We start from the raw sequence: 11,843 nt of genomic DNA on the forward strand, positions 1-11,843 counted from the left end.
CGAATCAGTCACGCACGTAAATGATTTCCGGACCGTCTTCGTCATCCACATCTTCTTCGTCCCAGTCATCGTCGCCGATGTCATGGACCGACTTCACGCCGCTGCGACGCAGGGCACGCTTGTCATCCAGCGCCTGCAACTGAGCACGGGCTTCGTCTTCGATGCGCTGATCGAGATCGGCCAGTTCTTCCTTGTAGGCCGGGTCATTGGCCAGGCGATCGGCACGATCTTCCAGATAACGCATGATGTCGCGCGTCAGGCGCTCGGTGCCTTCTTTGGCGATGGCAGAGATCACGTAGACCGGACCTTCCCACTGCAGACGCTCGACCACTTCCTTGACCCGCTCCTCGTGTTCTTCTTCGAGGATCTGGTCGCACTTGTTCAGTACCAGCCAGCGATCACGCTCGGCCAGCGACGGGCTGAACTTGATCAGCTCGTTGACGATTACCTCAGCGGCGTCCGGCGCACTGCTGTCGTCCAGCGGCGCCATATCCACGAGGTGCAGCAACAGACGAGTACGCGCCAGGTGCTTGAGGAAACGAATGCCCAGACCGGCACCGTCGGAAGCGCCTTCGATCAGCCCCGGAATGTCGGCGATGACGAAGCTCTTCCAGCGATCGACGCTGACAACACCCAGGTTCGGCACCAGCGTGGTGAACGGGTAATCGGCGACCTTCGGCTTGGCAGCCGATACCGAACGGATAAAGGTACTTTTACCGGCGTTCGGCAGGCCCAGCAGGCCGACGTCAGCCAGAACCTTCATTTCCAGTTTCAGGTCGCGCTGCTCGCCCGGCTTGCCCGGGGTGGTCTGACGCGGTGCACGGTTGGTACTGGATTTGAAACGGGTGTTACCCAGACCATGCCAGCCGCCCTGAACCACCATCAGTTTCTGACCAGCCTTGGTCAGGTCACCGATGACTTCCTGGGTGGCGGAGTCGATCACGGTGGTGCCGACCGGCACGCGCAGGATCAGGTCTTCACCCTTCTTGCCGGTGCAGTCGGTGCTGCCACCGTTGGAACCACGCTCGGCATCGAAGTGCCGGGTGTAACGGTAGTCCACCAGGGTGTTGAGGTTTTCGTCGGCCATCATGAAGATGGAACCGCCGTCACCGCCGTCACCACCGTTCGGACCGCCGTTTTCAATGAATTTTTCCCGACGGAAACTCATGCAGCCATTGCCGCCGTCACCAGCCTTTACGCGGATCGATACTTCATCAACAAACTTCATAACCAACGCCTCTCGCCGTACGGACGAGCCGAAAAACAATCAAGACATAAGACTCTTGCAAAAATGAGCGCAGCGACCCCAACTCACGACCTGCATCGCACGCCGACAGCCCATACAAACAGCTTTGCAAGAGACTCACCCCACAAACGAAAAAGCCCCGTCGCAAGACAGGGCTTCTCCAGCATACTCGCGATTAAGCCGCGACTACGCTCACGTAACGGCGGTTGAAAGCGCCCTTTACTTCGAACTTGATCACGCCTTCGATTTTCGCGAAGAGAGTGTGATCTTTACCCATGCCAACGCCGTAGCCAGCGTGGAATTGGGTGCCGCGCTGACGCACGATGATGTTGCCGGCCTTGATGACCTGGCCGCCATACATCTTCACGCCAAGGCGTTTGGCTTCTGAGTCGCGACCGTTACGGGTACTACCACCAGCTTTTTTGTGTGCCATGAGTCAATTCTCCTAGTGAGGAATTAGGCTGAAATTAAGCCTGAATACCGGTGATTTTGATCTCGGTGTACCACTGGCGGTGGCCCATACGCTTCATGTGGTGCTTACGACGACGGAACTTGATGATGCGGACTTTATCGTGACGACCTTGGGAGATCACTTCAGCCACAACGGTAGCGCCAGCAACAACTGGAGCGCCGATATTCACGTCGTCGCCATTGGCAACCAACAGAACGCGATCAAAAGTTACGGATTCGCCAGTAGCGACTTCCAGTTTTTCGATCTTCAGGTATTCACCTGGTGCAACTTTGTACTGCTTGCCACCAGTAACGATTACTGCATAAGACATGGTATTTCTCCGATAATCCTGCTCACCCAGCTCTTTATAAGAAGAGGTATTGGCTGGCATGGCTGCAATGGGCTGGAGGCCCGTTTGCAATTGCGTAAGGCAGGTGCTGCCCAGGAAGTTCAGGGTGCGCGATTGTACGCAAGCCTTCGAAGTCATGCAAGGGGCCGTCCATCGCGCCTTGACAGGCCCGGACGTGGGTCCTAGCATGCCGCGCAACCCTTCTGGAGCACCTGTCGCTGATGCAACCCCAAGCTTTCTACCGCGCGGTGGCGGACGATTTTAGCGCCGTCGACGGCATCATCAAGAAGCAGCTGACTTCCCGAGTGCCGCTGGTATCGAAAATCGGCGATTACATCACGTCGGCCGGCGGCAAACGCCTGCGTCCTTTATTGGTGCTGCTGTGTGGCAAGGCCCTGGGTCGCGAAGGCGACGACATGCGCCTGCTGGCCGCCACCATCGAATTCCTGCACACCGCGACCCTGCTGCATGACGACGTGGTCGACATGTCCGGCATGCGCCGTGGCCGTTCGACCGCCAACGCCATGTGGGGCAACGCCCCGAGCGTACTGGTCGGCGACTTTCTGTACTCGCGCTCGTTCGAGATGATGGTCGAACTGGGCTCGATGCCGGTAATGAAGATCCTGTCCCAGGCCACGCGCATCATCGCCGAAGGCGAAGTGCTGCAACTGTCCAAGGTTCGCGACGCCAGCACCACTGAAGAAACCTACATGGAAGTCATCCGCGGCAAGACCGCGATGCTCTTCGAGGCTTCGACCCACAGCGCCGCCGCGCTGGCCGGTGCCACCGCCGAGCAGAGCGAAGCGCTGCGTACCTTCGGTGACCACCTGGGCGTGGCATTCCAGCTGGTAGACGACCTGCTCGACTACAAGGGCGACGCCGAAACCCTGGGCAAGAACGTCGGTGACGATCTGGCCGAAGGCAAGCCGACCCTGCCGCTGATCTACACCATGCGCGAAGGCACGCCAGAGCAAGCTGCACTGGTACGCCAGGCGATTCAGAAAGGCGGGATCGAAGACCTGGAAAGCATCCGCATCGCCGTGGAAGCCTCCGGCTCCCTGGAATACACCGCGCAACTGGCCCGTGACTACGTGGCCCGCGCGATCAAGTGCCTCGACGCGCTGCCGGCCAGCGAATACCGCGATGCACTGGTTGAGCTGAGCGAGTTCGCGGTCGCCCGCACGCACTGATCAACGCCGCATCATAAAAAACCGCAGCCTCCGTCGGAGCCTGCGGTTTTTTGTTGCCTGCCATCAGCGGCTAAAACCCTATACAATGTGCGACTTTTAGCGATCCCCTCTCCAAGGAGCCTTAGTGAGCACGTTGCCACCCTGCCCGAAATGCAATTCCGAATACACCTACGAAGACGGCACCCAACTGGTGTGCCCGGAGTGCGCCCACGAGTGGTCTGCCGGCGGTGAAGCCGAAGTGGCATCCGACGATGCCGTGAAAAAGGATTCGGTCGGTAACGTCCTGCAGGACGGCGACACCATCACCGTGATCAAGGACCTGAAGGTCAAGGGCACCTCGCTGGTGGTCAAGGTCGGCACCAAGGTCAAGAACATCCGCCTGTGCGATGGCGATCACGACATCGACTGCAAGATCGACGGCATCGGCCCGATGAAACTCAAATCCGAGTTCGTCAGAAAAGTCTGATTCTGCCGTCTTCCATCCCGCGCCCGCCGTGGGATGGAGCTTCGCCCTCCCCCGCAATCCCCAGCAAATCCTCGCGATAGCCAAGCGCCAGCCGTTTTGACCTTACGCAATCTTTACCCGCAAAAAATCACAAACCGCCAATAGGCGCTTGCTATTTGACGAATAAGAATTATTCTCATTGAAACCCTTTCAATGGAGATGAGACCCATGACTTATTTGATCGACGCCTGGCTGGATCGCCCGCACCCGTACCTCAGGATCCTGCATCGGGAAACCGGTGAAGTCTGCGCGGTACTGGAAGAAGAAGCCCTGCACGAGTTGCAGGATCAAGGGGATCTGGACGTCAGCGGCCTGAGTTCCAGCGAGCCATTGGTGCTCAAGGAGCTGGTGCGCAATCTGTTCCTGTTCTGCTATGCCCGGGCCTTGCGCCCGACCAGTGAACTGCACAACAAGATCGAAGTATGAGAACGACGGAGAAACCCTGCACAAGCCACGCTTGTGCAGGGTAACGGGATTACAGAACGTCGAGCAGCTCGACGTCGAACACCAGAACGCTGTGCGGCGGGATGCTGCCAACGCCTTGAGCGCCGTAAGCCAGTTCGCTCGGCACGTACAGACGCCATTTGCTGCCGGCATTCATCAGTTGCAGGGCTTCGGTCCAGCCAGCGATAACGCCGCCAACCGGGAATTCAGCCGGCTGACCACGCTCGTAGGAGCTGTCGAACACAGTGCCGTCGATCAGCGTGCCGTGGTAGTGAGTACGCACGGTGTCTTCACGAGATGGCTTGGCGCCTTCACCTTGAGTCAGCACTTCGAACTGCAGGCCGGAAGCCAGGGTGGTGATGCCTTCTTTCTTGGCGTTTTCAGCCAGGAATGCCAGGCCTTCGCCAGCGGCGGCTTCAGCCTTGGCAGCGGCTTCGGCTTGCATGATCTCGCGGATCACCTTGAAGCTGGCGGACATGGCTTCCTGGCTTACACGGCTTTCCTTACCGGCGAATGCGTCGGTCAGACCAGCCAGGATGGCGTCCAGGCTGACACCCGGTGGCGGGTTGTCGCGCAGCTGGTCACCCAGCTGACGGCCGATGCCGTAGCTGACGCGGGTTTCGTCGGTGGACAGATTTACTTCGGACATGACACTGCTCCGCTGTGCGGACGGCCTCAGGACATGCCGTGCGTACACAGCGCGTCCCGGCGCGCCCGGAACCAAAAGGGCGAGCAGACTAGCACAGATGTTCCGGCATTGATCAGGCCCTCGGGCCTACAGCGCGGATCGCCAGGCCAGCGGCACCTTCAGGCTTTCTTCGCCACTGGCGCCAAGACCGCACATTTCATCGTGCACCGAGGTGTGCACCAGGTTGAACGGCAGCACCGGAAAGTTATGCAGCACATCCCGGGCATGCTCGACCGAACGCAGCATCAGCATTTTCCCCTGCGGGTCGCTCAGCGGATACGCCGCACCATGCATGCGGGCTTCAAGCAGGTAGATCCCGCCTTCCATGGAGATCAGGTTCAGTTCGTCGACCTTTCTGGCGACGGCAAACGCATTCAACTCTTGCAGGTTCATGAACGCACCTCACACGGTGGCGAGCCTTGAGACCTACAGGGATATGCCTCGGCCGATCAAAGTACAAGCCACAAACGACACCGCCCGTCTGTTTCGCAACAGACGGGCGGTTTTGTTACAGCAATCGTCAGCTCATCAGTGCTTGGTGAGCTTGTCCAGATAACCCATGGCGAACGCCGAGATCACGAAGGTCATGTGGATGATCACGTACCACATCAGGTGCTCGGGATCGACGTTCTTGGCGTCCATGAAGATCCGCAGCAGGTGGATCGAGGAGATCGCCACGATCGACGCCGCCACTTTCATCTTCAGCGACGAGGAGTCCATGGTGCCCAGCCAGCTGAGCTTCTCTTTGCCTTCATCGATATTCAGCTCGGACACGAAGTTCTCGTAGCCGGAAATCATCACCATCACCAGCAAGCCGCCGACCAGCGCCATGTCGATCAGCGACAGCAGCACCAGAATCAGCTCGGACTCAGCCATGGAGAAAACATTGGGAATGACATGAAACACTTCCTGGAAGAATTTCAATGCCAGCGCCAGCAGCCCGAGGGACAGCCCGATGTAGATCGGCGCCAGCAGCCAGCGCGTGGCGTACATTGCATTTTCGATAAAGCGTTCCATTGACTCTCACACAAGAAGGGTTGAAATCGGCGGCGAGTATAACAGCCGCCCATGACAGCCAGAAACCGCCCGGAAATCCGCCACCTGCGTGTGTGTGTCAAAGTTTTTCTGCTAGTGTCCAAACCATTGACAGCCCAGCGACAGTGGACAGGACGACTGGAAATGGATGTGCGATTGCCGATAACGACTGCCGGAATTTGCTTCGCCCTGTTGCTGGGCGGGTGTTCGCCCGGCGATGAAAAACCCGCCGTCAGCCTCGAAGAAAAGACCGCGCAGTTCGAGCAATCGCTGGACGCCATCACCGACCCGAAACTCAAGGACGCCGTGACCGAACTCGGCGGCTCGCTGCTGTTGCTCGAACGCGCGCAACAGCGACTCGACAACAAACCGTCCCGGACCGAATACGGCGAAGACACCCTCGGCGTACTCCGGCATTACCCGACACCGCAGGCGCTGGTCGACACCTTCATCAACGGCCTGTTTGTGCTGCACAAGGATTCCAGTTCCGATTACCTCACCGACCTGCAACCGGTGTTCCCTTTCGTGCTCAACATCCCCGGCGGCTTTCTGTTCCCCCATGGCGTGGAATGGCAATCGGTAACCCTGAGCAACAAACGGGTCATCGCCTATCAGCCGGAATGGTCGGAAACCGATCCGGGCATTCAGTTGAGTCCGTCCAGCTCCAACGTCACCAACCCCGATGACCTGACCGTCACCTACCCGTTCATCGAAGGACTGAATGTCGACAAGAAGAACCTGCCGCGCCCGGTCAGCCTGCAAGGCCAGGTGGAAGTCATCGCCCCGAAACGCCTGTACAGTTTCAATCTGGGTAAAAAGGATGTCGGCCAGACCCGCTCCGACGGCAACCTCAGCGTGACCCTGCTGAAACTGGACACGCACTACGCCGAACTCGAGTTCAGCAACCAGCTGCCGCTCGCCCCGGAAGTCGCCAGCACCCGGCTCAATCCGTTGATCGTCCAGGCCCGCGACTCGACGGGCCAGTATCTGGTGCGTGCCGGCGCCATCAACGAAAACCCCGAGCAGGTGGCGTTCTATCAAAAGCAGCTGGCGTACCTGCAACAGCAAAAAGCCTGGAGCGAGACGCTGGAAAAAAAGCTGGACGATGAACAGCAGGCCTTTGAACAGCAGCATCCGCACCACTACAACAAGGTGTATTTCAACGGCCCGATCGACACCCTTGAAGTCAGCCTGCTGGATTTTTCCGAAGCGACCGTCACTCGCAAGGCCCTGGATCTGCCCGTGCGTGAATTCGATCCGCACACCACGGAAAAAACCGTGCAGCCGCTCGACCTGCCGATCACTGTCTACGACGACCAGGCGCCCGACTGGCTCAAGGGCGCATCTCTGACTGAAGAACAGCTGAAAAGCGGCGTTCATATCCGCCAGTCGGTTGAAGAGCCGAGCGCCGCGCGCATCGAGTTCGACCACCGCAAAACTTTCAACGATGAAATGCTCGGCGACGACTTCAGCCCCGGCGAAAGCCCGGTGACGTTCTTCACTGAAAAGCACAACGGCAAACTCGACGAGCCAATCGAACTGCCGCCCGAGGCGTATCAGGTCGACCCGCTACAGGCGACCATCACCTACGACCTGAACCTGTTCCCGGAAACCCCGGCGATTGCCGTCGGCTCGATGCCGTTGTTCCTGGCCACGGTGGACAAACAGGCTTACGAAGCCAAGGCCCTGCCCAAAGGGCTCGAAATCAGAAACAACGCGCTGGTGGTGGATTTGAAGCGATACCCCGCCAACGAATGGCGATTCTTCGTCAAGGACGACAGTGGTCATTATCTGAAACAGATTCTGTCGGTCAGCCACGACGCAAGCGCTGAAGGACCAGCGTTATTCGGCGTGCATTATTTCTACGGCCGTCCGACGCGCGTGGAAACCTATCAGCGAACCGACCTCGCCACCGTGCAATACGGCTTTGAGGTCAAACTCGACAAGGCGCAGACCCAGGGCGCTGCGCCCTGATCGACGCTAATGGTCGGCGCTGATGATCTAGTGATCGAAAGTGCCGATGCTGCGTCCGCGCCCACCGTTGATCTGCCGCAACTGCGCCTGCAGATGCAACGACCAGATCTGTGGATCATTGGCCAGCTCATAGCCGTGCATCGTCAGGCTTTCAACGATGGTGTCGAGAATCGACTCGGCGGCGATCGGCCCGTGGAACGGGCCCTGGGCCTTGATGGCGGAAGGTTGTTCACCGGCCATGCCGGCGGCGAAGAGCAACGTCCACATGCCGTTATCGCCGGCCAACGGCTTGATGGCGCATTCGATACGGGTCACGAGACCCAGGCATTGACGGGTGAGGCAGAGGTTGCGCGACATGGCGGCGACCCTCGGTAAAGCCGGTGTTCAGCCCTTGCTGAAGAGCTGTTTCGATCCAGTGATACTGTCGATGTCCTTGAGCAGAGAATAGAAGAAAAGTCCGCCGCGCAAGCCGCACAGAACCAGAAGGCGCCGAATGGTCATTGTGTGAATATTGACGCCAGAGTGATGGCACTTTCGATGATTGCACCCGAAATAACTGTGGGAGCGAGCTTGCTCGCGAAAGCGGCGCATCAGGCAACATTTTCGTCGACTGACAGGACGCCTTCGCGAGCAAGCTCGCTCCCACAGGGGCATTACAAGGAGACTGATATCAGGCCGGTTTGGCCTCCGCCAGCGCCTCCTGCGCCAGTTCCTTCTCGGCCTCTTTCAGATCCTCTTCGCTGATCATCTCGGCAATCACTCGCAGGCGCTCCACTACCCGCGCGTTAACGCTGCCTTCCGGGAATTCGCCCTCTTCGTTCGGCTCACCGGCCGGCTCGCCCACCAGCAGGCTCAACGCTTCGTCGGCCTGACGCACCGCGTAAACGTGGAACTGCCCGGCACGCACCGCCGCCAGCACCTTCTCGTCGAGCATCAAGGTGGCGACGTTGGCCTGCGGAATGATCGCGCCCTGCTCGCCCGTCAGCCCGCGTGCTTCGCAGAGACGGAAGAAGCCTTCGATCTTCTCGTTGACCCCGCCCACCGCCTGCACTTCACCGAACTGGTTGATCGAGCCGGTGATCGCGAAGCACTGCTTGAGCGGGGTTTTCGACAACGCCGAAATCAGCGTGCACGCCTCACCCAGCGACGCGCTGTCGCCATCGACGTAGCCGTAGGATTGCTCCAGCGCGATGCTCGCGGAAATCGCCAGCGGGAATTCCTGTGCATAACGGCTGCCCAGATACCCGGTGAGAATCATCACGCCCTTGGAGTGGATCGGCTGGCCGAGGTTGACCTCGCGCTCGATGTCGACGATGCCGCTGCCGCCCGGGTACACCGTGGCGGAAATCCGCGCCGGCACACCGAACGCCGAGTCACCGACTTCGAGCACGGTCAGGCCGTTGCATTTGCCGACCGCCGCGCCGTCGGTGTCGATCAGAATGATCCCCGCCAGCATGTCGTCGAGAATCCGCGCCGACACCCGACCGGTGCGGGTGGCCTTGGCCTTGAGCGCACGCTCGATGTGGCCGGCGTCGGTCATTTCATCGTTGGCCAGATGCCGGATGAAATCCGCCTCGCTGACCAGCTGGAACAGATCGCCGATCCGCGCCGACAAACGCCCCTGGTGTTCAGCCAGACGCGCGCTGTAAGTCGCCAGACGCGCCACCGCGTCGGCGGTCAGCGGCGCCATGCCTTCTTCCGAAGTGCGGGTTTTCAGCAACTGGGCGAACTGCTCCAGGCTTTCGTCGACCATCGGGATGTCTTCGTCGAAGTCCACCAGAACGCGGAACATCTCCTGGAAGTCCGGATCGAGGTCCTGCAGCGTGTAATACAGCTGACGGGCGCCGATGATGATCACTTTGACCTGCAACGGAATGTGCTGCGGATTGAGCGTCACGGTGGCGAAACGGCCCATCTCGCCCAGCGGCGATTCCATCTTCAGCTTGCGCGATTGCAGGGCGCGCTTGAGCGCATCCCACACGAACGGCTCGCCGAGCATTTTTTCCGCTTCAAGGATCAGGAAACCACCATTGGCGCGGTGCAGTGCACCCGGGCGCAACTGGCGATAGGTGGTGTAGAGCGCGCCTTGATCGGTGGTGTACTCGATACGGCCGAACAGGTTTTCGTAGGTCGGATGCGGTTCGAACACCACCGGCGCACCGCCGCTGGCCGGATGGCCGACCACCAGGCTCGGGGCGTATTGCTCTTCCAGCAGCTTGCGCGCGACCGCATCGGTCTTGCTGTCATCGACCAGTTGCTCGACGACGGTTTTCAACAGATAGACCTGCATCGCCTGCAGGTAACCGCAGACCGCGGCGTTTTCCGCGTACTTTTCCGACAGCGGTGCGAGCAAAGGCTGCAAGGCCAGGGTGATGGTTTCTTCGTTGAGCTGACGCAGCTGGTTGCTCGACTCGCGCTTCCATTGCGGCAGGCTGGCGAGTTCTTCGTTCAGGCGTTCTTCGAGGCCGGAAATGTCCTCGTGGAAGCGCTCGCGCTCGGTCTCCGGCAACTGGGCGAATTCGGCTTCGTCCAGCGCCTTGCCTTCGAGCATCGGGGTGAAGGCGATGTTGCTGCTGTCGCGGTACAGGGCGACGTCTTTTTCCAGGGCCAGACGTTCGATGACATCCAGCGCCTTGTCGTAGCGCTGGTTGAAGGCGCGGTCGATGGCGCTCTTCTTCTGCTGGTAGGACGGGTGCTCGAACACCGCTGGAAAGGTCGACAGCAGGTTGTCGATCAGGCCGTTGATGTCGCCGATGAAGGCGGCGGCGCTGCCCGATGGCAGTTCCAGGGCGCGGGGTTCGCGCGGCTCATCGAAATTGTTGACGTAAACCCAGTCCGCCGGGGTCTGCAGGCGTTTGCCTTCGGCCTTCAGGTAGCGTTTGACGAACGAGAAACGGCCGGTGCCGGGCTCGCCCATGACGAATACGTTGTAACCGGGGCGTGGCATGGCCACACCGAACTGCAAGGCTTCGACCGCACGTTCCTGGCCGAGCACACCGCGAAAGGGCTCCAGATCATTGGTGGTAGTGAAGCTGAACTGTTCAGCGGAAAACGGACGGGTCAGCGCTTCGGGCGCTAGACGCAAGCTGGCAGCAACAGGATCAGGCATCGGGCTTCCTTAACAATCAGGCGGGGCAGATAGCGGCATTCTGGCGCTGCCCGAGCCCCACTGGCAAGGCGCGCCATACGACAAAGCATAGACAACCGCCCAACCTTGACGCAGCCCCAGTGAAACCGGGGGTATCGCCAAATCTTTTGTAAAAAATCACGGAACCCCGGGAACGTGCCTAAACTCCAAACTGCGCGGCTGGAACTAATACCGGCCCACTGGCTTCGTTTGGATCTGTTTCTACAGAGCTTGGGGGCCAGAACCCTGTCCATTGGTATGCACACAAAGAGAACAAAGCTATGAAACGGATTCTTCTCGGTACTCTCTTCACCGCTGTATCCATCAACGCAATGGCGCAAGCTCCAGGCGGCCCGGATTGCGGTTGGGGCAACATGCTGTTCGAAGGTCAGCGTGGCACCCCTGCTCACTTCCTGGCATCCACCACCAACGGCACCTCCGGCAATGCCACATTCGGCATGACGTCCGGCACCAACGGTTGCTCCACCAACGCATCGCTGACCTACGGCGGCAAATCCTGGTTTGCCATGAATGGCATGATGAACGAGCTGTCCGAAGACATGGCAAAGGGCAACGGCGAAGCGCTGACGACCTATGCCGTGGTACTGGGCGTGGCGCCGGAAGACCGTGCGCACTTCGCCGCCGTCACTCACGAGCACTTCCAGCAGATCTTCAGCAAGGCTGACGTGACCGCCGAAGACGTGCATACCAACACCCTGGCCGTCCTGAAGGCAGACCCACGTCTGGCCAAGTACGCGACTCAGGCTTAAGCTCGACCCACCCGCTTCTTTCGGGAAGCGGGTTTTATTTTTTCGACCCGCCCTTCCTGGGCTT

13 protein-coding genes are annotated in these 11,843 nt (G+C 59.6%); 5 read left to right on the top strand and 8 right to left on the bottom strand.

The genetic code is table 11. From position 1 onward, the window contains the following. Positions 1-4 precede the first annotated feature (4 nt). The 3 genes from cgtA to rplU all read right to left on the bottom strand — a co-directional run bounded on the left by cgtA (position 5) and on the right by rplU (position 2,028). The gene (gene cgtA, locus ABTV87_RS25095; protein ID WP_085608701.1) at positions 5-1,228 is read right to left on the bottom strand and encodes an Obg family GTPase CgtA; all 1,224 of its coding nucleotides are present in this window, start codon (positions 1,226-1,228) and stop codon (positions 5-7) included. A gap of 193 nt (positions 1,229-1,421) precedes the next feature. Next, positions 1,422-1,679, bottom strand: a complete 258-nt coding sequence (gene rpmA / locus ABTV87_RS25100) for a 50S ribosomal protein L27 (RefSeq protein WP_007950960.1) — start codon at positions 1,677-1,679, stop codon at positions 1,422-1,424. Positions 1,680-1,713: 34 nt separating this feature from the next. Further along, on the bottom strand, positions 1,714-2,028 hold the full coding sequence (gene rplU, locus ABTV87_RS25105) for a 50S ribosomal protein L21 (RefSeq protein WP_007950961.1): 315 nt from the start codon (positions 2,026-2,028) through the stop codon (positions 1,714-1,716). Between the two features lie 239 nt (positions 2,029-2,267). Here rplU and ABTV87_RS25110 point away from each other — a divergent pair, with 239 nt between their 5' ends. The 3 genes from ABTV87_RS25110 (at position 2,268) to ABTV87_RS25120 (ending at position 4,167) form a co-directional block, all read left to right on the top strand. Next, on the top strand, positions 2,268-3,236 hold the full coding sequence (locus tag ABTV87_RS25110) for a polyprenyl synthetase family protein (RefSeq protein ID WP_007950962.1): 969 nt from the start codon (positions 2,268-2,270) through the stop codon (positions 3,234-3,236). 124 nt (positions 3,237-3,360) lie between these two features. Next, entirely contained in the window at positions 3,361-3,702 is a 342-nt protein-coding gene (locus ABTV87_RS25115) for a zinc ribbon domain-containing protein YjdM (protein ID WP_007950963.1), read from the top strand. 207 nt (positions 3,703-3,909) lie between these two features. Then, on the top strand, positions 3,910-4,167 hold the full coding sequence (locus ABTV87_RS25120) for a PA4570 family protein (RefSeq protein WP_007950964.1): 258 nt from the start codon (positions 3,910-3,912) through the stop codon (positions 4,165-4,167). Positions 4,168-4,216: 49 nt separating this feature from the next. Here the strand turns inward: ABTV87_RS25120 and ABTV87_RS25125 are convergent, their stop codons facing one another. The 3 genes from ABTV87_RS25125 to ABTV87_RS25135 form a co-directional block, all read right to left on the bottom strand. Beyond that, positions 4,217-4,834, bottom strand: coding sequence for an FKBP-type peptidyl-prolyl cis-trans isomerase (locus tag ABTV87_RS25125; protein WP_007950965.1), 618 nt, complete (start codon positions 4,832-4,834; stop codon positions 4,217-4,219). Positions 4,835-4,960: 126 nt separating this feature from the next. Then, positions 4,961-5,266: a DUF6482 family protein gene (locus tag ABTV87_RS25130; RefSeq protein ID WP_085608703.1), complete on the bottom strand. Its 306-nt coding sequence runs from the start codon at positions 5,264-5,266 to the stop codon at positions 4,961-4,963. Positions 5,267-5,401: 135 nt separating this feature from the next. Then, positions 5,402-5,890, bottom strand: coding sequence for a TIGR00645 family protein (locus ABTV87_RS25135; protein WP_007950967.1), 489 nt, complete (start codon positions 5,888-5,890; stop codon positions 5,402-5,404). 162 nt (positions 5,891-6,052) lie between these two features. Between ABTV87_RS25135 and ABTV87_RS25140 the strand changes: the two genes are divergently transcribed. Then, a complete protein-coding gene (locus ABTV87_RS25140) occupies positions 6,053-7,882 on the top strand; it encodes a hypothetical protein (protein WP_433898534.1) in 1,830 nt (609 codons plus the stop codon). A 27-nt stretch (positions 7,883-7,909) separates the two neighbouring features. On the opposite strand, the gene ABTV87_RS25145 is transcribed toward ABTV87_RS25140, so the two are convergent. Both ABTV87_RS25145 and ABTV87_RS25150 read right to left on the bottom strand, forming a co-directional pair. After that, a complete protein-coding gene (locus ABTV87_RS25145) occupies positions 7,910-8,239 on the bottom strand; it encodes a hypothetical protein (RefSeq protein ID WP_007950969.1) in 330 nt (109 codons plus the stop codon). Positions 8,240-8,552: 313 nt separating this feature from the next. Next, a complete protein-coding gene (locus tag ABTV87_RS25150) occupies positions 8,553-10,991 on the bottom strand; it encodes a Lon protease family protein (RefSeq protein ID WP_085608705.1) in 2,439 nt (812 codons plus the stop codon). Between the two features lie 299 nt (positions 10,992-11,290). Between ABTV87_RS25150 and ABTV87_RS25155 the strand changes: the two genes are divergently transcribed. Beyond that, positions 11,291-11,779 (top strand): DUF3015 domain-containing protein, encoded by a 489-nt coding sequence (locus tag ABTV87_RS25155; protein ID WP_007950971.1) that lies wholly within the window; start codon positions 11,291-11,293, stop codon positions 11,777-11,779. Positions 11,780-11,843 lie beyond the last annotated feature (64 nt).

It is taken from the genome of Pseudomonas sp. PSE1(2024) (assembly GCF_050990555.1).
Taxonomy (GTDB): Bacteria; Pseudomonadota; Gammaproteobacteria; order Pseudomonadales; family Pseudomonadaceae; genus Aquipseudomonas; species Aquipseudomonas aphyarum.

What these genes read in the sequence shown, in the direction of transcription:
- cgtA (WP_085608701.1), bottom strand. Translation starts at nt 1,228, where the DNA reads ATGAAGTTTGTTGATGAAGTATCGATCCGCGTAAAGGCTGGTGACGGC.
- ABTV87_RS25140 (WP_433898534.1), top strand. Translation starts at nt 6,053, where the DNA reads ATGGATGTGCGATTGCCGATAACGACTGCCGGAATTTGCTTCGCCCTG.
- ABTV87_RS25155 (WP_007950971.1), top strand. Translation starts at nt 11,291, where the DNA reads ATGAAACGGATTCTTCTCGGTACTCTCTTCACCGCTGTATCCATCAAC.
- ABTV87_RS25125 (WP_007950965.1), bottom strand. Translation starts at nt 4,834, where the DNA reads ATGTCCGAAGTAAATCTGTCCACCGACGAAACCCGCGTCAGCTACGGC.
- ABTV87_RS25150 (WP_085608705.1), bottom strand. Translation starts at nt 10,991, where the DNA reads ATGCCTGATCCTGTTGCTGCCAGCTTGCGTCTAGCGCCCGAAGCGCTG.
- ABTV87_RS25145 (WP_007950969.1), bottom strand. Translation starts at nt 8,239, where the DNA reads ATGTCGCGCAACCTCTGCCTCACCCGTCAATGCCTGGGTCTCGTGACC.
- ABTV87_RS25120 (WP_007950964.1), top strand. Translation starts at nt 3,910, where the DNA reads ATGACTTATTTGATCGACGCCTGGCTGGATCGCCCGCACCCGTACCTC.
- ABTV87_RS25135 (WP_007950967.1), bottom strand. Translation starts at nt 5,890, where the DNA reads ATGGAACGCTTTATCGAAAATGCAATGTACGCCACGCGCTGGCTGCTG.
- rplU (WP_007950961.1), bottom strand. Translation starts at nt 2,028, where the DNA reads ATGTCTTATGCAGTAATCGTTACTGGTGGCAAGCAGTACAAAGTTGCA.
- ABTV87_RS25130 (WP_085608703.1), bottom strand. Translation starts at nt 5,266, where the DNA reads ATGAACCTGCAAGAGTTGAATGCGTTTGCCGTCGCCAGAAAGGTCGAC.
- ABTV87_RS25110 (WP_007950962.1), top strand. Translation starts at nt 2,268, where the DNA reads ATGCAACCCCAAGCTTTCTACCGCGCGGTGGCGGACGATTTTAGCGCC.
- rpmA (WP_007950960.1), bottom strand. Translation starts at nt 1,679, where the DNA reads ATGGCACACAAAAAAGCTGGTGGTAGTACCCGTAACGGTCGCGACTCA.